Source organism: Nonomuraea sp. NPDC004186 (assembly GCF_053603495.1).
Map to the genome: position 1 here is coordinate 14,025 of NZ_JBSGFQ010000070.1, position 19,091 is coordinate 33,115.

Genomic DNA, 19,091 nt, shown 5'->3' on the forward strand with positions numbered 1-19,091 from the left:
TGTGGTGACATGGCTCACATGCGACTGGGCACGAACCTGCCCAAGGTGGGGAGCTACAACCGGGCCGTGGTCCTGGAGGCGATCCAGGCGTCCGACGGCATCAGCCGGGTGCAGATCGCCGCCCGCACCCGGCTGACCGCGCAGACCGTGTCCGTGATCGTGCGCCGGCTGCTGGAGGAGGGGCTCGTCGTCGAGGACGGGTCCGTGCCGTCGGGCGGGGGCAAGCCGCGCACGATCCTGCGCGTGGACCCGGACGCCGGCTACGCGATCGGGGTGCACTTCGATCCCGAGGAGATCTCCTGCGTGCTGGCCGATCTGGCCGGGCGGCCGGTCGAGCGGCTGCGCCGGCCCGTACGGCCCGGCCTGGAGCCCGAGGCGGTGATCCGGCAGATGGCCAGGGCCGCGCGGCGGATCCTGCGGGAGGCGGGGGTGGCGGACGGCAAGGTGCTGGGGGTAGGGCTGGCCTGCCCGGGGCCGCTGGACGGGGACGGGGTGATGGTCTCGCCGCCCAGGCTGCCCGCGTGGGACCAGGTGCCGATCAAGGCGCTGCTGCACGAGCACACGCGGTTCCCGGTGACCGTGGACAACGACGCCACCGCCGCGGCGATCGGGGAGCGGTGGGCCGGGATCGCGCGGACCACGCCGAGCTTCGCCTACCTGTACCTGGGGACGGGCATCGGTGGCGGGATATTTCTGGATAACCAGGTATATCGGGGGCGGTCGCTGAACGCGGCCGAGTTCGGGCACATCACGCTCGAGCCCGACGGGCCCGAGTGCTACTGCGGCAACCGCGGCTGCGTGGAGGCGGTCTGCTGCCCGAGCGCCATCGAGGCCGCCATGGGCGGGCGCGTCTCCCACAAGGCCGTCTGCGCGGCCGCCGCCAGGGGGGAGCCCGAGGCGCGGCGGGTGATCGAACGGGTGGCGGAGCGGCTGGCCGACGCCGCCGTGAGCGTGGTGAACATGCTGGACATCGACCTGCTCGTACTCGGCGGGCCCGCGCTCAGGGAGGTGGGGGAGCTCTACCGCGAGGTCATCGCGCGGGCCGTGTCGACCAGGACGCTGGCCAGGCGGCTGCACGCCGTCCGCGTGGAGACCTCGCCGATCGCGGCCGACGCCGCCGCGATCGGCGCGGCCTCACTGGTCTTTCACGCCACGTACGCGCCCCGCCTGGGCGCCCTCCTCAGCGACTAGGCCCGCTTCAGCCGGAGCGTGACCAGCTCGAACGGGCGCAGCGACACCGACAGCCCCTGCCCCGGCGCGCCCGTGGGCCGCTCCAGCAGGTCGGTGGCGACGACCTCGGCGACGGGGAAGCCCGGCGTCAGCGTGGCGCGGGCCCGGCCGCCCCTCGACTCGTGGAAGCGTACGATCACGTCGCCGCTCCCGTCGTCGGCCAGCTTGACGGCGGTCACCACGACGGCGTCGTCGTCCACCGTGACCAGCGGCTCCACCTCCGCCGCCGCGCCGGCCACCAGGCGCTCGGGCAGGTTGACGAAGTAGCCCTCGCGCACCGCGTCGCCGATCGTCGCACCCGGCACGAGCGCGTGCCGGAAGCGGTGCACGCCCTGGTCGGTCTCCGGGTCGGGGAAGCGCGGGGCCCGCAGCAGCGAGACGCGCACGGTGGTGGTCGTGCCCGAGTCCGGGCGGACGGCCCGGGTGACGTCGTGGCCGTACGTCGAGTCGTTGACCAGCGCGACGCCCCAGCCCGGCTCCTCCACGTGCACGAAGCGGTGGTTGCACGCCTCGAACTTGGCCGCCTCCCAGCTCGTGTTGGTGTGCGTGGCGCGGTAGGCGTGGCCGTACTGGCTCTCGGAGGCGTACCGGTCGGCGCGCACGTCCAGCGGGAACGCCAGCTTGAGGAACTTCTCCGTCTCGTGCCAGTCGACCTCGGTGAGGATGTCGAGCCGCCCGCCGGCCAGCGTGAGCACCTGCGTCACCGTGGAGGACCCGAACGAGCGCCGGATGCGGACCCCGTCGCCGTCGAGGCTCACCTCGTCGGCGTCCACGAGGTCGGTGACCGTGTTGCGGTAGAACTCGTCCACGTCCCAGGCGTCCCACTTGTTGGGGAAGTCGGGGTGGAGCTGCAGGAGGTTCGCCGCCTGGCCGGGCGGGACGGTCTCCCGGCCCGCCGTCAGATCGCGGGCGGACACGACCAGGCCGCGGGCGTCGATCTCCACCCTGAGCAGGTCGTTCTCCAGGACGAAACCGCCGCCGTCGCGCTCGCGCGTCTCCGTCCACCGCGCGCCGGAGACGGCCCGGGCGCCTCCTGCCGGAACGCCGTGGCGGGTGTGCGGGGCGCCGTTGAAGACCACCCCGCGGTCGCCGTCGCCGGCCAGGGCGCGCTGCGCGGTGTCGATGATCTCGTTCAGCTCCGCGGCCACCGCCTCGTACGTCCGGCGCGCCTCCCGGTGCACCCACGCGATCGACGAGCCCGGCAGGATGTCGTGGAACTGGTGCAGCAGCACCGTCTTCCAGATCCGGTCGAGCCGCTCGTACGGGTACGAGGCCCCGGCGCGCACGGCCGCGGTGGCCGCCCACAGCTCGGCCTCCCGCAGCAGCGACTCGCTGCGCCGGTTGCCCTGCTTGGTCTTGGCCTGGCTGGTGAGCGTGGCGCGGTGCAGCTCGAGGTAGAGCTCGCCCACCCAGACCGGCGGGTTCGGATACTCGGCCTCGGCCTTGGCGAAGAAGTGGGCGGGCGGCTCCCACGTGACGGCGGGCGAGCCCTCCAGGTCGCGCACCCTGGCCGCCTTGGCGACCATCTCGCGCGTCGTGCCGCCGCCCCCGTCGCCCCAGCCCGTCGGCGCGAGCGAGTGCCGCGCGACGCCCTTGTCCTTGAAGTTGCGGGCCGCGTGTGCCAGCTCGCGGCCGGTCATCGAGCAGTTGTAGGTGTCCACCGGCGGGAAGTGCGTGAAGATCCGCGTCCCGTCGATGCCCTCCCACAGGAACGTGTGGTGCGGGAACGTGTTCGTCTGGCTCCACGAGATCTTCTGCGTGAGCAGCCGCTTCGACCCGGCCGCCTTGATGATCTGCGGCAGCCCCGCCGCGAACCCGAACGTGTCCGGCAGCCACACCTCCTCGTTGTCGATGCCGAACTCGTCGATGAAGAACCGCTTGCCGTGCACGAACTGCCGGGCCATCGCCTCGGAGCCGGGCATGTTCGTGTCGGACTCCACCCACATGCCGCCCGTCGGGACGAACCGGCCCGCGGCCACCGCCTTGGTCACCTTCGCCCACACCTCGGGGCGGTGCTCCTTGATCCACGCCCACTGCTGCGCCTGCGACATGGCGAACACGAAGTCCGGCTCGTCCTCCAGCAGGGCGGTCATGTTCGAGGCGGTGCGGGCCACCTTGCGCACGGTCTCGCGCAGCGGCCACAGCCAGGCCGAGTCGATGTGCGCGTGGCCGACGGCGCTGATCCGGTGCGCCGAGGGCACCGCCGGGGACGACAGCACGCCGGTCAGCTCGGCCCGGGCGGCGGCCGCCGTGCCGTTGACGTCCTGGAGATCGACGGCGTCCAGCGCCCGCTCCAGGGCCCGCAGCAGCTCCCAGCGGCGGGTGCCGTCGGCGGGCAGCTCCAGCATCAGCTCGCCGAGCACCTCCAGGTCCATCACGAGCTGCCACACGGTCTCGTCGAAGACGGCCAGGTCCATGCGGGCCAGCCGGTACAGCGGGTCGCCACCGGCCGTCTCCCTGTCGCCCAGGTGCGTCGGCCGGAAGGGCGGGTAGCCGAGGATGACGGGGTTGGAGGCGGCCTCGACGTGCAGGCGCACCCGCTCGCCGCCCTCGACGGGGGAGCCGATGCGTACCCACTGGTTGCGGGGGTTGAGGCCCTTCACCGGCGAGCCGTCGGGGCGGTAGACCAGGCCCTCGCTCTGGAAGCCCGGCATGTTCTCGTTGAAGCCCAGGTCGAGGATGGCCTCCACGGTCCTGCCCGCCCATTCGGCGGGCACCGTGCCGGTGACCGTGAACCAGCTCGTGCCCCAAGGAGCGCCCCACGCGGTGCCGGTCGCGATCGGCTCGGGCGTCGCCGCCAGCCCCTCCGCGACCGGTACGGGCTCGCCCGGCGCGTGCCAGACCGCCACCTCCAGCGGGACGGACTCGGGATACACGGCCGGGCGGATGCGCTCGTCCAGCACCCGCTGCAGGCGGGCCTCGACCAGGTTGCGGTCATCATGCATGTCAGGCGGCTCCCCACGGAAAGGCGACAGATCAGCCTTTAGCACGTTAAGCAACTTGATCGCGCCCGGCAATGCACAAACCCCATCACCTCAGCGCGGGCCGCCGCACGCCGCTGCGGCGCGGCCGGGCTTCCTCGATCCCTCCCCTCTCCACAAGACCCCGGCCGAAGTGCGGCCCGCACTTCGGCCGGAGATCCCTTGGGTGCGCCGTCGGGTGGCAGCAGGGTGGCAGCAGGGTGACGGCAGGGTGGCGGCAGGGTGGCGGCAGGGTGGCGGCAGCGCGGGAGGACGGTGGCGGATTCCCGACAAGTCGGGATCTGGCCACACCAACCTCATAGACAACGTCCATCCGGATGACTAGTAATTCGGTATTCGTGCTTACCGATTCTCTGGAGGTCGTCCATGGGACGATGGCGGGTTGCGGCCGTCTCCATGGTCATGGTCGCATCGTTATTCTCGGCACCCGGCGCGCACGCCGGCACCGAGGCGGCCGGCCCGCCGATGGCGTTCACGAGCGCCCCGGCCGGCGAGATCACGCTGATCACCGGTGACCAGGTGCAGGTGCGGGCCGTGGACGGCGAGCACCGTGCGGTGACGGTCACCCCCGCGCCGCGGGCGGACGGCTCCGTGCCGACGTTCCAGGTGCTGGAGACGGACACCGGCGTGACCGTCGTCCCCGACGACGTCGCCGCCCTGGTCCCCGACCGGCTCGACACCGCGCTGTTCAACGTGACCGAGCTGGCCGAGCAGGGCTACGCGGGAGGCGCCATCCCGCTCATCCTCACCTACGAGGGCAACGCCACCAAGGCCGCCATCCCCGCCGTCAAGCAGGCCCGCACGCTGGAGAGCATCGGCGGCGCGGGCGTGTCGGTGGCCACCCGGGACGCCGCGGCGTTCGGGGCCGAGCTGGCCAAGCTGGCCACCCCGAGCCTGCGGGCGGCGGGCCCGCTGGCGGGCGTGCGGAAGATCTGGCTCGACCGCAAGGTGAAGCCGGACCTGGAGCAGAGCGTGCCGCAGATCGGCGCCCCCGAGGCGTGGGCGGCCGGGTACGACGGCACCGGCACGACCGTGGCCGTCCTCGACACCGGCGTGGACGCCGCGCACGCCGACCTGGCGGGCAAGGTCGCCGACCAGCGCGACTTCACCGGCCAGAGCGTCGCCGGCGACCCCCACGGGCACGGCACCCACGTCGCCAGCACCATCGCGGGCACGGGCTCGGGCGGCGTCGGCAAGGGCGTCGCGCCCGGCGCGCGGCTGCTCAACGGCCGCGTGCTCGACGCCGACGGCTACGGCCAGCTGTCGTGGATCATCGACGGCATGGAGTGGGCGGCCGGCGAGAAGCACGCCGAGGTCGTCAACATGAGCCTGGGCGGCCGCGAGCCCGGCGGCCCGCTCACCGCGGCGGTGACGCAGCTCAGCAAGCAGTACGGCACGCTGTTCGTGGTGGCCGCCGGCAACGACGGCTGCGACGGGTGCGTGGGCGCCCCGGGCGACGCCCCCGAGGCGCTGACCGTCGGCGCGGTGGACAAGCGGGACGCGCTGGCGCCGTTCTCCAGCAGGGGCCCGATCACGGCCGACCAGTCGGTCAAGCCCGACGTCACCGCCCCCGGCGTGGACATCACCGCCGCCAAGGCCGGCGGCGGCACCCTCACGCTGTCCGGCACCTCGATGGCGACCCCGCACGTCGCGGGCGCGGCGGCGCTGCTGCGCCAGGCCCGCCCGGGGATCGCCGGCAACGAGCTGAAGTCGCTGCTCATGGCCAGTGCCAGGCCCGGCCAGGACATCTCCGTGGACGAGCAGGGCGCGGGCCGCATCGATGTGGCCGCCGCGCTGAAGGGCTCGGTCGTGGCCTCGACGGGTTCGGCGAGCTTCGGCAAGCTCACCACCGGCGAGCGGAAGAGCCTCACCGTGGGCTACCACAACCTCGGCCAGGCGCCCGCCGAGCTGGACCTGGCGGCCGGCGACGCATTCACCGTCGAGCCGTCGAAGCTCACCGTGCCCGCCGGCGGGAAGGCCGAGGTGACGGTCACGGCCAAGGCGGCCGAGAGCGGGCTGGTGCGCCAGGAGCTGACGGCCGCCGTCGCGGGCGGCAGCCCGGTCCGCACGCTGCTGACCGCCAGTGTCGACGACAAGCGCGTCGAGCTGCGCGTACGCGGCATCGCCCGCGACGGCCGCCCTGGCCGCGGCGGTTTCACCGTCCTCAACCTGGACGAAGGCACCCTGGTCGGCCGCCTGCTCCCCGGCGACCCCTCCCAGCCCTGCACCGACCAGAAGTACGGCACCGGCACCTGCCTGCTGGTCAAGCCCGGCACCTACTCCGTGCTCGGCCACATCTTCACCATGCCCGCCACGCAGGACAGCACCGCCGGCGGCAAGCCGCTCAACGAGAGCCTGCTCGGCGACCCGGAAATGAAGATCACGGAGAACACCGAGGTCGTGCTGGACGCCCGCAAGGCGGTCGAGGTGAAGGTCGAGACGCCCGACCACCGGACCAAGCGGAACACCGGCGCCGCCGGGGCCCTCATGTGGTACCGCTCCGGCGAGCAGGGCACCGCGCTGCGCGGCGGCACCACGATCTCGCCCGGCGCGCAGATCCAGGAGCGGCTGTTCGTCCAGCCCACCAGGAAGGTCACCAAGGGCACCTTCACCGTCGCCACCCGCTGGCGGCTGGCGGCCCCCGAGATCGAGCTGTCCACGCCCGGCCTGGACCTGGAGCCGCAGTACGTCGACCCGGTCCAGTTCAGCGACTTCTCCACCGAGTACCCGCGCCTGGACGGCACCCAGCTGCTCATGGCCGTGGACGCGGGGCGGGGCGGCGCCGAGGAGATCAAGGCCCGCGACCTGCGCGGCAAGCTCGCCGTCATCCGCCGCACGGACGGCGTGCCCGTCTCCACCCAGTCCAACGCCGCCGCGGCGGCCGGGGCCAAGATGGTCGCCGTCTACAGCGACCGGCCGGGCGCCGACGTCACCACCGGCGGCAACATGGTGAAGCTCGCCGTCCCGACCGTGCGCCTGACGCACGAGGAGGGGCTGAAGCTGGTCGCGCGGCTGCGCCACCTGCCCGTGCCGATCCTGGCCAAGGGCAACGTCGCCAGCCCGTACGTCTACGACCTCTACCTGCGCGAGAAGGGCCGCGTGCGCGACTCGCTCACGTACGTGGTCAGGTCTAGGTCGCTGGCCAGGATCGAGACCGGCTACCACAGCCAGCTGGCCGACGACGTGACGATGAACGAGGCCAGGTTCGTCTTCGAGCCGTGGGACACCTCGTCCATCTCCACGAACCTCCCCCTGGCCAAGACGCCGCGCACCCGCACCGACTACGTCACCCCCGACCCCGAGCTGAAGTGGAGCTCGTCGGCGGGCAGCCCGGAGCGGTCCTACAACAACATGTGGCCGCACCCGGACACGCCGCGCGTCCTGATGTCGTCGCCGGAGTTCCGCCCCTACGAGGTGGGGGAGCGGGTCGGCCGGACGCTGTTCAAGCAGCCGGTGATGCCCGGCATCAACCCGCGCAACCCGCTGCGCCGTGACGGTGACCGGCTGCGCATCTCGATGCAGGGCTTCGTGGACGCCGACCGCAACTACGGCGACGGGTACACCAGCATGTTCGAGCACGGCCTGAAGAGCGACTTCCGGCTCTACCAGGGCGACAAGCTGCTGCTGCAGACGAACTACCTGCCCTCGGGGTCGGGTGTGCTCCCGCCGGAGCAGGCCACGTACCGGATCGAGTACGACCTCGCCAACGAGGCCGAGTGGGCGAAGCTGTCCACCCGCACGAGGGCGGTGTGGACGTTCGGCTCGGAGCGGACCACGGCGACGACGGTGATCCCGCTGCTGCTGGCCTCGTTCGACGCGCCCGTGGACCTGAAGAACCAGGCCAGGTCGCACCGGCTCGGCCTGTCGCTCTACCACCAGGAGGGCGCGCCGCAGAGCGCGGTCAAGGACGTCTCGCTGGAGGTGTCGTACGACGACGGCGCCACCTGGAAGCCGGCCCGCCTGCGTGACAGGGGCGAGCGGAGTTACGAGACGACGCTCGACCGCTCGCCGTCCGGCTTCGTCTCGCTGCGGCTGAAGGCCTCCGACGTCAACGGCAACACCCTGTCGCAGGAGGTGATCCGCGCCTACGCGGTGCGCTGAACGCCGTGCAGGAGGGTGTCGATCACCCTCGTGGCCAGGGCGTCCGGATCGGAGCCTGGGGGAGAGCCGTGCGCGGCCTCCCCCAGCAGCGCGAGATAGACCTGCCGGGCCCAGACGATGTCGGCGCCGGGGCCCAGCAGCTTCCCGAACACCGCCTCGCACAGCTCCATCACCTCGGACTGCACCGCCTGGGCCTCCTTGCTGAGCGGCACCGGGCGGGCCAGCGTGAACCGCCAGCCGAGCTTGATCTGCAGGATGTTGGCCGTGGCCTGATGGAGTGCCACCTGGGCGGGCGCGGTGTGCGGGCGGGCGGCGTGCACGGCGTCCTGGATCTCCCGCCACGCGGCCACCTCCATGGCCTCGATCAGCGCCTCCCGGCTGGCGAACCTGCGGTGGACGGTCGCCCTGGCCACCCCCGCCGCCTCGGCGACCTGCTCCATCGTGGCCACCGGATTGGCGCTGAGCACGTCTTCCGCCGCCGCCATGATCGCGCGCATGCTGCGCTCGGCGTCGGCCCGCAGTCTTCCCATGAAGGAGACGGTACAGCCTTAAACTGAGACGAAATGGCGCAGTTCTACTAGAACGTGCTACTTTCCAACTCATGACTTACGCACTTGTCACCGGAGCCTCCTCCGGGATCGGCGCCGAGTTCGCGCGCCGGCTGGCCGCCCGAGGGCATGACCTGGTGCTGGTCGCCAGGTCCGGCCCAGCGCTGGAAACCCTCGCCGCCTCGCTGCGCCAGGCCCACGGGGTGCGGGCCGAGGTGCTCGTCCAGGACCTGTCCGCCCCCGACGCGGCCACGCGGGTCGCCGAAGAGGTGGCCGCCCGCGGGATCGCCGTCGAGCTGCTCGTCAACAACGCCGGCTTCGGCACGGCCGGGCACTTCGCGCAGATCGCGCCGGAGCGCGAGCACGACGAGCTCATGGTCAACGTCGTCGCGCTGGTGGGGCTGACGCACGCGTTCCTGCCGGGCATGCTCGCCCGGGGCTCCGGCGGCGTGGTGAACGTGGGCTCCACGGCCGGCTTCAACGTCGCCCCGTACTTCGCGACCTACGCCTCGTCCAAGACGTTCGTGCTCAACTTCAGCCTCGCGCTCTGGAGCGAGCTGCGCGGCACCGGTGTGAAGGTGCTGGCGGTCGCGCCGGGGCCGGTCGAGACCGCGTTCTTCGAGCGGATCGGCACCAGGGAGGCGGCCATCGGCGCCAAGTTCGCCACTCCCGAGCTGGTCGTCACGACCGCCCTGCGCGCGTTCGACCGCGACCGCGGGTACGTGGTGCCCGGCCGGGGCAACCTGGGCCTGGCCCACCTGATGCCCCGCCGCCCGCGCAAGCTCCTGGCCCTCATCGGCCGCCGCGTCACCCGCCAGGTCGCCGACGCCCTCACACCCTCCCCGGGGCATGGCTGAGGCGCGCGGCGGGCACGGGCAGCCCTACCGGAAGCCGCGGTCCGCGCGGTCGCGCCGGAAGGCGTCCAGGCGGTCGAAGTCCAGGTCGTGGGCCGAGACCGGGTCGTCGCCCGTGCCGGTGAAGAAGCCGGCGCGGGTCCGCGGGCAGGGGTTGGCGAACCCGGCGACGCCCGCGCAGGGATGCCCGTGGTAGGTGGTCTCGTGGTGCCAGTCGCTGACCGCCACGTACGTCATGAACTCGTACGCCCGCGCCACGGTCATGTGCTGCCACAGCTCGCGCGCCGGGGCGGGGCCGTCCCAGCGGGTGATCGAGAAGGCCGGCACCAGCACCGCGTCGAGGCCGTCGCGCCCGGCCAGGCTGGCCGAGTACCACAGGTCGGCGCAGAGCAGGACGTGCAGGCGGCGGCCGTTCAGCTCGAAGCCCGCGCTCGGGAGGCCGGGGACCACGCCCGAGCGCAGCTCGACGTCGTAGGGGTGGACCTTGTCGTACTCCGTCAGCAGCTCGCCCCCGGCGTCGAACACGGCGCCCCGGTTGACCGGGCCGTCGTAGTGGGACCCGCCGACGACCGCCATCCCCGCCCCCTTGGCCAGGGCGCGCACCCTGGCCAGGTATTCGGCACGGGGCAGGCCGGCACCGGCCAGCTCGGGCAGGAGCACCACGTCGCCCGAGCGGGCGGTGACGAGCTCCTCGATCGCGTCGAAGTTGGCGTGGCCGTCGGGAGACCAGTGAGGGGGCTGAACCAGGAGGATCTTCACCCTTCCACTGTGACGGGTGAAGGGCCTACTGCGGCTGGTGTACGCGTATAACGGACAGGTCCTCTACGTGTACGGGCTCGCGGCAGTGCGCGCACACCATGAGCGGCTCCAGCGGCTCGCCGCAGCTGTGCCGCCACACCGTCGGCGGCTCGCCCTTCGTGACGTACCGGTCGCCCCAGTCCATGAGCGACAGCAGCACCGAGTGCAGCGCCCGCCCGGCGTCGGTCAGCACGTACTCGTAGCGCGGCGGGTGCGACTCGTACAGCTCGCGCTCCAGCAGCCCGACCTCCTCCAGCTTGCGCAGCCTGGTGGTGAGGATGTCGCGGCTGGCACCGGTGTTGCGGGCGATCTGGTCGAAGCGGCGCACGCCCAGCAGGACCTCCCGCATGGCCAGCAGGCTCCAGCGCTCGCCGACGACCGTCAGCGCGTTGGCGATCGAGCATTCCCTGGGCATGCTCACCTCCGAGAGTCCGAATTTCCAACCTACCTGTTGCCGGGGATCGCCGCGAGCAGCTCGCGGGTGTAGTCCGCGGACGGGCGGTCGAAGACGTCCTCGGCGGTGCCGCTCTCCACGATCCGCCCGCCGCTCATGACGTGCACCTCGTGCGAGATCATCCGTACGACGGCCAGGTCGTGGCTGATGAACAGGTAGCTCAGCCCGAGCTCGCGCTGCAGCCCGGCGAGCAGCTCCAGGATCTGCGCCTGCACCAGCACGTCGAGCGCCGAGACGGCCTCGTCCAGCACGACCAGCTCGGGCGAGAGCGCCAGCGCCCGCGCGATGGCCACCCGCTGGCGCTGGCCGCCGGACAGCTCGTGCGGCAGCCGGTCGGCCATGGACGCGGGCAGCGACACCTTCTCCAGCAGCTCGGCGGCGGCCTTCCTGCGCTCGGCGGCGGTGCCGACGCGGTGCACGCGCAGCGGCTCGGCGATGGACTTCCCGACCGGGTAGCGGGGGTCGAGCGAGGCGTACGGGTTCTGGAACACCGGCTGGACCCGCCGCCGGAAGGCGAACAGCTCCCGCCTGCCGAGCGCCGCCAGGTCCGTGCCGTCGAAGCGGATGCTGCCGGAGGTGAGGTCGTCGAGGCCGAGCAGCAGGTTCGCGGTGGTCGACTTGCCCGAGCCCGACTCGCCCACGATCGAGACGGTACGGCCCTTCGGGATCCGGAACGAGACCCCGTCCACCGCGGTCAGCTCCTCGCCCGTGCCCCTGATCGGGAACACCTTGCGCAGGCCCTCGACCACCACCAGGTCCTCGGCCTCCTGAGGCGGTTCCGCGACGCGGACCGACGACAGGCTCGGCACGGCGTTCAGCAGCCGCCTGGTGTACTCGTGCGCGGGCTCGGCGAGGATCTCCGCCGCCCGCCCGGTCTCGACGATCCGGCCGTCGTGCATGACGGCCACCACGTCGGCCCGCTCCGCCGCCAGCGCCAGGTCGTGCGTGATCAGCAGGACGGCCGTGCCCATCTCGGCGGTGAGCTGTTCGAGCTGGTCGAGGATGCGCCGCTGCACGGTCACGTCCAGCGCGGAGGTGGGCTCGTCGGCGATGAGCAGCTTCGGCCGGCAGGCCAGCCCCATGGCGATCAGCGCGCGCTGGCGCATGCCGCCGGAGAACTCGTGCGGATACTGCCCGATCCGGCGGGCCGGGTCGGGGATGCCGACGAGGTCCAGCAGTTCGAGCACGCGGGCCCGGGCCGCCTTGCCGGTGGCCACGCCGTGGACCTCGAGCGCCTCGGCGATCTGGTCGCCGACGCGCATGAGCGGGTTGAGGTTCGACATGGGGTCCTGGGGGACCAGGCCGATGCCCGCGCCGCGGATCGCGGTCATCTCGCGCCCGGAGAGCCCGGTCAGGTCGCGGCCGTCGAACATGATCCGGCCGCCGGTGATGCGGCCGTTGTCCGGCAGCAGCCGGTTGACGGCGGCGGCCGTGGTGGACTTGCCGGAGCCCGACTCGCCGACCACCGCGACGGTCTGGCCGGGCAGGATCTCCATCGAGACGCCCTTGACGACGGTGACGTCCTGCCTGCGGGTGCGGAAGGCGACCGAGAGGTCACGGATCTCCAGGAGGGGGGTCATGCGGTCCTCGATCGTTGCGTGATGGTCTGCAGCAGCCCGCCCCAGAGGGCGTCGGTGGGGGTGGGGTCGCCCTCGACGAGCAGGCGGTTGCTCGCCAGGGCCAGGGCGATGTCGCGGCCGGGCACGAAGCCGACCGCGCAGCCGACGTAGCCGGGGTGGCCGAGCACGGTCACGGTCTCGTCCCACAGCTGCAGCTCGTACGTGCGGAACCCCAGGGCCTGCCCGGCGTCGGGGCCGGGGGTGAAGAACTCCTCGGCCACCTCGGGCCGCCACAGCCGGTCGTGCTCCTCGTACCGGGACATCGCCAGGCCGTAGGCGAGCAGGTCCGGCACGGTCGAGAACAGCCCGGCGTGCCCCGCGACCCCGCCGAAGGCGTGATGGGCGTTGCCGTCGGCGACCTCGCCGAGCACCGGCCCGCGCCGCCAGCGCGCGAAGTCGGAGCTGCGGTACGGCACGGGATACGGCCGGCCGGTGTCGAGCATGACCATCTCGATCCGGTCGTCCAGGGCGCTCATGGCCACCTCGGGGCCGACCGGGCGGCCGTACCCGGTCGAGCCGAGGCCGAGCGGCTCGGTGACCAGCTCGGTCACGGCCCGGTCCAGGCTCAGGCCGGTGACGGTCTCGACGATCCGGCCGAGCAGGACGAAGCCGAGGTCGGAGTAGTGGCGGGCGCGGCCGGGGCGGTAGCGCGGGGGCGGCGGCGCCGGCTGGATGTAGAGCGGCCACCACTCCCACAGCCCGCCGCGGTGCAGGAGCAGGTCCCGCACGGTGATCGCCTCGTACGAGTGGGCGAGGTACGCGCTCAGCGGCGCGTCCAGATCCACCAGCCGGTCGGACACCAGCCGGATGAGCGCCGTCGTGGTGGCCACGACCTTCGTGACCGAGGCGAGGTCGTGGCAGGTGTCCAGGGTCATCGGCGCGTCGCCTACGAGCCGGCCGTCCTCCCGGCGCACGGTCCGGTGACCGGCGCACTCGGCGAGGTCGAACCACGGCGTCCGCGCGGCCATGACCACCCCCGCCGGGGCGCTCGCCGATTCGTCGCCCGCGGCACCGTGGTCAGGAGAGCTCATCGCGTCAGCACCAGCGAGCGGGGCGGCTCGGCGACCGGCGCCGGCAGCGCGAGCGGCCCCGCGCCGGGCGTCAGCGTGCCGAGGATGCGGGCCTCCCGGGCGCCCGTCCCGCCCGGCGCCGTGCCGGGCAGGCCGTGCGCGGTCAGCCAGCCGATCAGCGCGAACGCGATGGCCTCCTTGTCGTCGGACGGGGCCCCGTAGTCGTCGGACGGCGCCACGTCCACGCCGGGCAGCGCGGCCCGCAGCCCGTCCATGAGCACGGGGTTGCGGCAGCCGCCGCCCGAGACGACCAGCGCGCCCACCCCGGCGGCCCGCACGTCCCGGGCCACCGTCCGGACGGTCAGCTCGGTGAGCGTCGCGACCAGGTCGGCGTCTCCGGGCGCGCCTCCCGCCCGGGCCAGGGCGGCCTCCACGTACCCGAGGTGGAACAGCTCCTTGCCGGTGCTCTTGGGGGCCGCCAGCGCGTAGTACGGCTCGTCCAGCAGCACCTCCAGCAGCCGCTCGTCCACCCGGCCCGAGGCCGCGATCCGCCCGTCCGCGTCGAAGCCCCGCTCGTTCAGCCCTCTGCTCGTGACCACCGCGTCGATCAGCGCGTTCGCGGGCCCGATGTCGTAGGCGTACAGCTCGCCGCCGCGCACCACGGTCATGTTCGCGATGCCGCCCAGGTTGAGCGCCGCCGCCCCGCCCTCGTGGGCCCGCAGCAGCAGCCCGTCCAGCACCGACACCAGCGGCGCCCCGTGCCCGCCCGCCGTGATGTCCCGGACGCGCACGTCCGACAGCACCGGGACGCCGGTCCGCTCGGCGATCCACGCGGGCTGGCCGATCTGCAGCGTGCCGAGCGCGTGCGTGCCCTCCACCCAGTGGAACACCGTCTGCCCGTGCGAGACGATCAGGTCGACGGGCCCGCCCAGCGCGATCGCCGACGCCGCGGCCTCGGCGAAGCTCTGCCCGATGAGCGTGTCGAGCACGCACACCTCGGCCAGCGTCGTCTCGGCCGGCGGCAGCGCCGCGATCAGCCGGGCCCGCAGCTCCGCCGGGTACGGCGTGCTCGCCGTGTGACCCACCCGGCCTTCGAGCAGGCCGCCGACGAGCTCGAAGTCCACGACGGCCACGTCGATCCCGTCGTGCGACGTGCCGGAGATCATCCCAAGAATTCTCATCGTCTTCCTCGCGGGTCGAAGGTGTCACGCAGACCGTCGCCGAGCAGGTTGAGGCCCACCACCAGCAGCACGACGAGCGCGCCCGGCGCGATCAGCGTCCACGGTGCCACGAAGACCAGGCTGCGCGCCTCGAAGATCATCGAGCCCAGTGACGGCGCGGGCGGCGGCGTGCCCAGGCCCAGGAAGCTCAGCGACGCCTCGGTCAGCACCGCCCACGACAGCGACAGGGCGACCTGGACGATGACGATCGAGGTGATGTTCGGCAGGACGTGCCGGAGCATGATCTGCCAGCGGCTCATGCCGGTCGAGACGGCCGCCTTCACGTACTCGATCTCCCTGAGCGACAGCACCGGGCCCCGGGTGACGCGGACGAAGATGGGCACGTACACGATGGCGATGGCCACGGCGATCGTGAACCAATTCCGGTCCAGCACCGACGCCAGCGACAGCGCCAGCAGCAGCGGCGGGAACGCGAACAGCACGTTCGTGACCCCGCCGATCGCGCCGTCGGCGACGCCGCGGTAGAAGCCGGACACAAGCCCGCCCAGCGTGCCCGCCACGGTCGCGAACACCACGGCGACGACCGCGATGAGCGCCGAGTTGCCGACCCCGGCCGCCACCCGGGAGAACACGTCCCGGCCGAACTGGTCGGTGCCGAACAGGTGCGCGCCGGACGGCGCCCCGAACCGGGAGGGCGGGTGCTGCGCGACCGGGTCGTACGGCAGCAGCCCCGCGTACGACAGCGCCGCCACGATCGCCAGCAGCACGAGGATCACCGACCCCGCCACCAGGGCGGGACTCCTCCTCACGAGGCCCTCACCCTCGGGTCGATGACCCGGTAGAGCACATCCGTCAGCAGGTTGACCAGCACGAACGCCAGCGCGATCACCAAGACCGTGCTCTGCACGACCGCGTACTCCTTCTGCTGGATGCCCAGCAGCACCTGCCGGCCGACGCCCGGCACGGAGAAGATCTGCTCCACCACGACCGCGCCGCCGAGCAGGTAGCCGAACTGCAGGCCGGTCATGGTCACGATCGGCACGAGCGCGTTGCCGAGTACGTGCCTGACCTGCAGCCGCCGCTCCGGCACGCCCTTGGCGCGGGCGGTGCGGACGAAGTCGTCCGAGCGCACCTCCAGCACCGCCGTGCGGGTGGTGCGCAGGATCGGCGCCGCGATGCCGAAGCCGAGCACCAGCGCCGGCAGGAACATCTGCTGCAGGTTGAGCAGCGGATCGTCGAAGAGCATGGCGAAGCCCTGCCCGTTGGGGTTGAACCCGAACGACGCCGCGAAGATCGACAGCAGCGCCGTGGCCAGCAGGAACGCCGGGACCGACAGCCCCGCCAGGCTCACCAGCTGGCCGAGGGCGTCCCTGGGGGAGTTGGCCCTGGAGGCCGCCAGCATGCCCAGCGGCACCCCGATCAGCAGCGCCAGCACGATCGAGAGCACCGCCAGCTCGAACGTCACCGGCAGCGAGTGCAGGGTCAGGTCGAGCACGCTCTGCTGCTGGCGGGCCGAGTAGCCGAAGTTCCCCGTGAACATGTTGCCCAGCCACGAGAAGAACTGCGCGATCAGCGACTGGTCGAGCCCGTAGTACTGCTCCAGGGCCTGCCGCTGGGCGGGCGTGAGCGCGGCGGCCTCGGTGCCGAGCCCTGCCGTGATCCGGTCGCCGGGGATCGCCCGCAGCATGACGAACACCAGCACGGCCACCCCGAACAGGGTGCCCACCGTGCTGATGACGCGGTTGCGCATACGTCTCATCAGCTGACGGAGGTGGTCCGCAGATACTGCAGCGAGCCGCTGGCCATCGGCACGAAGCCCTGCACGCCGGAGGCCGTGGCGGTGTAGGTGTAGCCGGAGAACAGCCAGATCCAGGGGGCGTTCTCCTCCAGCTTCGCCGAGACCTGCTCGTAGATCGCCTTGCGGGCGGCCTGGTCGGTCGTCGCCTTGCCCTCGGCGAACAGCTTGTCCATCTCGGGCGAGCTGTAGCCGGCGACCTTGTTCAGGTTGCCCTTGCTGGTGAAGTAGCGGCCGTAGGAGCCGTCCGGGTCGGGGCGGCCGCCGTTGAGCGCTACGGCCGCGTCGAAGTCGGCGGCCACCCAGCGGTCCACGAACGCGCCCGACTCCAGCACCTCCAGCTCGAGGTTGATCTTGGCCTCGGCGAGCTGGGCCTTGAGGTTCTGGGCCTCGTTGACCGAGGTCGCGTACTCGCCCTGGGAGACGATGGTCTTGACGGTCACCCCGCCGGACTTGCCCGCCTTGCCGAGATACTCGGCGGCCTTGGCCAGGTCGCGGGCCGGGCAGGGGCGCTTGTTCGGGTCCGACTTGAACGCGGGGGCGGTGATCGGCCCGGTCACCTCGCCCTCGCCGAGCGCGGCGGTGTCGAGCACCTGCTTGCGGTCGATCGCGCACTGGATCGCCAGGCGCACGTTGACGTCCTTGAGGTCGCCGTGCTGCGCGTTGAGCTGGAGCACGTGGTAGTTGAGCTGCGGCGTCTTGGTCACGGTGAGCGTGCCGCCGCCCTGCGCCGTCTGCGCGACGAGCGGGTCGTTGAAGACCGCGAGCTGCACGTTGCCCGACTGCATGGCCGAGACGATGGACGACTCGTCGGGGATGACCCGGAACTCGACCGTGGCCACCTTGGGCTTCTCGCCGCCCCAGTACGCGTCGTTCCTGGCCAGCGTGATCGACTGGCTCGCCACGCGGTTGCGCAGCTTGAACGGCCCGGTGCCGTTCGGCGTGGTGTTGAGCTTCTCCTCGGTGTCGTCGGAGGAGAGCATCGCCATGTTGACCGTGGCCAGGTTGGCCGGCAGCGCGGCGTCGGGCCCGGTCAGCTCCAGCACCACGGTGCCCGCGTCGGGCGCCTCGACCGACTTCACCGACGACAGCGACGCCCTGGCCACGGCCGCCGTCTTCTCGTCCATGATCTTCTCCAGCGACGACTTCGCGTCCTGGGAGTCGAACGCGCTGCCGTCGGCGAACGTGACGCCCTGTCTCAGCTTGAGGGTGAGCTTCTTGCCGTCGTCCGAGGTCTGCCACGACTCGGCCAGCCCGGGGACCACGTTCAGGTCCTTGTCGAACTCCGTGAGCGTCCCGTACAGGTTCTGCAGCACGTTGACGGCCTGGAACTGGGTGGCCTTCCAGGGGAAGAGCGTGTCCGGGTCGGTGGTCACGCCGACCACGAGGGTCTTGCCGGAGGCCGCGCCGCCGGTGCTCGGGGCGGGCCCGGAGGATGAGGACGATGACGAGCAGCTGGTGAGGGCGACGGACAGCGCAGCGGCGATGCCGACCGCGGAGAGTGCGCCACGGGGCATGTTGGTCTCCTGGGGGGAGTCGGTCATAAAATTACGCAGACCCTACCACTGGGGTACTTTCTTTCCGTTGCGGGGATGGGTGAGGATGTCCGAGGACGACGGGACCGTGCTGATCCGCATCCGGGCCGCCATGCCCGCGCTGAGGCCGTCGGAGCGGCGGATCGCGGAGGAGTTCGTCGGCGATCCGGCCCGGGCCGCCAACCTGTCCATCGCCGAGCTGGCCGCCCGCTGCGCGACCTCGACGACCTCCGTGGTGCGCTTCTACCAGCGCATGGGCTACGCCCACTACAAGGACCTCAGGATCGACCTGGCCAGGGCGGTGGCGCGCGAGGAGCTGACCAGGTCGAGCCTGCCGGAGGCGTCCGGCGACATCGACCGGTACGACAGCCTGGAGGGCATCGTCTCCAAGGTGGCCATGAACGAGACGCTGTCCATCGCCGACACGGCCCGTTCGCTGGACATGGAGGCGCTGGCCACCGCCGTGTCGCTGCTGCTGGCGGCCCGGCGGATCGACAGCTTCGGGGTGGGCGCGAGCTCCCTCGTGGGGCTCGACCTGCACCAGAAGCTGTCGCGCATCGGCCGTACCGCGATCAACTGGCACGACTCCCACTCGGCCTGGACGTCGGCGGCCACGCTCGACTCCGGCTGCGTGGCGGTCGCCGTGTCCCACACGGGCGCCACCGTGGACACGGTCGAGTTCCTGTCGATCGCCCGCAAGTCGGGCGCCTCGACCGTGGCCATCACGAACTTCCACGACTCGCCGCTGGCCCGGGCCGCCGACGTGACGCTCACGACGGCCGCGCGGGAGACGAAGTTCCGCTCGGGCGCGCTGGGCAGCCGCATCGCCCAGCTCATGGTGGTGGACTGCCTGTTCACCGGGGTCGCGCAGGCGTCCTACGACGAGTCGATGGCGGCGCTGCGCAACACGTACGCGGTCGTGCACGAGCGGGTCGTCCACAAGCGCGGGTGAGGTTCACAGCCCGGATTCACCTGGGGTTCACGG

Annotated in this window: 14 protein-coding genes; 4 read left to right on the forward strand and 10 right to left on the reverse strand. The window is 72.3% G+C overall.

What is annotated here, in order from left to right:
* Positions 1-18 precede the first annotated feature (18 nt).
* Positions 19-1,191 carry an ROK family transcriptional regulator gene (locus ACWEPL_RS41800; protein ID WP_452439456.1) on the forward strand — a complete coding sequence of 391 codons (1,173 nt, stop codon included), beginning with the start codon at positions 19-21 and terminating at the stop codon, positions 1,189-1,191.
* Here the strand turns inward: ACWEPL_RS41800 and ACWEPL_RS41805 are convergent.
* Positions 1,188-4,175 (reverse strand): alpha-mannosidase, encoded by a 2,988-nt coding sequence (locus tag ACWEPL_RS41805; protein ID WP_452439457.1) that lies wholly within the window; start codon positions 4,173-4,175, stop codon positions 1,188-1,190. The genes ACWEPL_RS41800 and ACWEPL_RS41805 overlap by 4 nt on opposite strands.
* A gap of 438 nt (positions 4,176-4,613) precedes the next feature.
* On the opposite strand from ACWEPL_RS41805, the gene ACWEPL_RS41810 reads away from it, so the two are divergent.
* A complete protein-coding gene (locus ACWEPL_RS41810; protein ID WP_452439458.1) occupies positions 4,614-8,312 on the forward strand; it encodes a S8 family peptidase in 3,699 nt (1,232 codons plus the stop codon).
* On the opposite strand, the gene ACWEPL_RS41815 is transcribed toward ACWEPL_RS41810, so the two are convergent.
* Complete coding sequence (locus ACWEPL_RS41815) at positions 8,297-8,842, reverse strand: TetR/AcrR family transcriptional regulator (protein ID WP_397370968.1); 546 nt, start codon at positions 8,840-8,842, stop codon at positions 8,297-8,299. The two genes, ACWEPL_RS41810 and ACWEPL_RS41815, sit on opposite strands and share 16 nt — an antisense overlap.
* 71 nt (positions 8,843-8,913) lie before the next feature.
* Between ACWEPL_RS41815 and ACWEPL_RS41820 the strand changes: the two genes are divergently transcribed.
* Positions 8,914-9,717: an SDR family NAD(P)-dependent oxidoreductase gene (locus ACWEPL_RS41820; protein WP_363972046.1), complete on the forward strand. Its 804-nt coding sequence runs from the start codon at positions 8,914-8,916 to the stop codon at positions 9,715-9,717.
* 24 nt (positions 9,718-9,741) lie between these two features.
* On the opposite strand, the gene ACWEPL_RS41825 is transcribed toward ACWEPL_RS41820, so the two are convergent.
* The 8 genes from ACWEPL_RS41825 to ACWEPL_RS41860 are packed head-to-tail and all read right to left on the reverse strand — an operon-like array spanning position 9,742 to position 18,088.
* Positions 9,742-10,473 (reverse strand): carbon-nitrogen hydrolase family protein, encoded by a 732-nt coding sequence (locus ACWEPL_RS41825; protein ID WP_363972044.1) that lies wholly within the window; start codon positions 10,471-10,473, stop codon positions 9,742-9,744.
* 25 nt (positions 10,474-10,498) lie between these two features.
* On the reverse strand, positions 10,499-10,927 hold the full coding sequence (locus tag ACWEPL_RS41830) for a winged helix-turn-helix transcriptional regulator (protein WP_452439459.1): 429 nt from the start codon (positions 10,925-10,927) through the stop codon (positions 10,499-10,501).
* Between the two features lie 29 nt (positions 10,928-10,956).
* The gene (locus ACWEPL_RS41835) at positions 10,957-12,546 is read right to left on the reverse strand and encodes an ABC transporter ATP-binding protein (RefSeq protein WP_363972040.1); all 1,590 of its coding nucleotides are present in this window, start codon (positions 12,544-12,546) and stop codon (positions 10,957-10,959) included.
* Positions 12,543-13,616 (reverse strand): serine hydrolase domain-containing protein, encoded by a 1,074-nt coding sequence (locus ACWEPL_RS41840; RefSeq protein WP_452439460.1) that lies wholly within the window; start codon positions 13,614-13,616, stop codon positions 12,543-12,545. Before ACWEPL_RS41840 ends, ACWEPL_RS41835 begins: the two co-directional genes overlap by 4 nt.
* The gene (locus tag ACWEPL_RS41845) at positions 13,613-14,776 is read right to left on the reverse strand and encodes an anhydro-N-acetylmuramic acid kinase (protein WP_397370972.1); all 1,164 of its coding nucleotides are present in this window, start codon (positions 14,774-14,776) and stop codon (positions 13,613-13,615) included. The genes ACWEPL_RS41840 and ACWEPL_RS41845 overlap by 4 nt, the downstream gene beginning before the upstream one ends.
* A complete protein-coding gene (locus ACWEPL_RS41850; protein WP_355198520.1) occupies positions 14,773-15,585 on the reverse strand; it encodes an ABC transporter permease in 813 nt (270 codons plus the stop codon). The genes ACWEPL_RS41845 and ACWEPL_RS41850 overlap by 4 nt, the downstream gene beginning before the upstream one ends.
* Positions 15,582-16,535, reverse strand: coding sequence for an ABC transporter permease (locus ACWEPL_RS41855; RefSeq protein WP_452439461.1), 954 nt, complete (start codon positions 16,533-16,535; stop codon positions 15,582-15,584). The genes ACWEPL_RS41850 and ACWEPL_RS41855 overlap by 4 nt, the downstream gene beginning before the upstream one ends.
* Positions 16,535-18,088, reverse strand: a complete 1,554-nt coding sequence (locus tag ACWEPL_RS41860; RefSeq protein ID WP_452439462.1) for an ABC transporter substrate-binding protein — start codon at positions 18,086-18,088, stop codon at positions 16,535-16,537. Before ACWEPL_RS41860 ends, ACWEPL_RS41855 begins: the two co-directional genes overlap by 1 nt.
* An 85-nt stretch (positions 18,089-18,173) precedes the next feature.
* Here ACWEPL_RS41860 and ACWEPL_RS41865 point away from each other — a divergent pair, with 85 nt between their 5' ends.
* The gene (locus ACWEPL_RS41865) at positions 18,174-19,058 is read left to right on the forward strand and encodes a MurR/RpiR family transcriptional regulator (RefSeq protein WP_363972030.1); all 885 of its coding nucleotides are present in this window, start codon (positions 18,174-18,176) and stop codon (positions 19,056-19,058) included.
* The last annotated feature ends 33 nt before the right edge of the window (positions 19,059-19,091 follow it).

Coding starts and splice junctions, on each gene's coding strand:
- ACWEPL_RS41805 (WP_452439457.1), bottom strand. CDS start 4,175: ATGCATGATGACCGCAACCTGGTCGAGGCCCGCCTGCAGCGGGTGCTG.
- ACWEPL_RS41835 (WP_363972040.1), bottom strand. CDS start 12,546: ATGACCCCCCTCCTGGAGATCCGTGACCTCTCGGTCGCCTTCCGCACC.
- ACWEPL_RS41855 (WP_452439461.1), bottom strand. CDS start 16,535: ATGAGACGTATGCGCAACCGCGTCATCAGCACGGTGGGCACCCTGTTC.
- ACWEPL_RS41840 (WP_452439460.1), bottom strand. CDS start 13,616: ATGAGCTCTCCTGACCACGGTGCCGCGGGCGACGAATCGGCGAGCGCC.
- ACWEPL_RS41820 (WP_363972046.1), top strand. CDS start 8,914: ATGACTTACGCACTTGTCACCGGAGCCTCCTCCGGGATCGGCGCCGAG.
- ACWEPL_RS41815 (WP_397370968.1), bottom strand. CDS start 8,842: ATGGGAAGACTGCGGGCCGACGCCGAGCGCAGCATGCGCGCGATCATG.
- ACWEPL_RS41865 (WP_363972030.1), top strand. CDS start 18,174: ATGTCCGAGGACGACGGGACCGTGCTGATCCGCATCCGGGCCGCCATG.
- ACWEPL_RS41800 (WP_452439456.1), top strand. CDS start 19: ATGCGACTGGGCACGAACCTGCCCAAGGTGGGGAGCTACAACCGGGCC.
- ACWEPL_RS41845 (WP_397370972.1), bottom strand. CDS start 14,776: ATGAGAATTCTTGGGATGATCTCCGGCACGTCGCACGACGGGATCGAC.
- ACWEPL_RS41860 (WP_452439462.1), bottom strand. CDS start 18,088: ATGCCCCGTGGCGCACTCTCCGCGGTCGGCATCGCCGCTGCGCTGTCC.
- ACWEPL_RS41830 (WP_452439459.1), bottom strand. CDS start 10,927: ATGCCCAGGGAATGCTCGATCGCCAACGCGCTGACGGTCGTCGGCGAG.
- ACWEPL_RS41810 (WP_452439458.1), top strand. CDS start 4,614: ATGGTCGCATCGTTATTCTCGGCACCCGGCGCGCACGCCGGCACCGAG.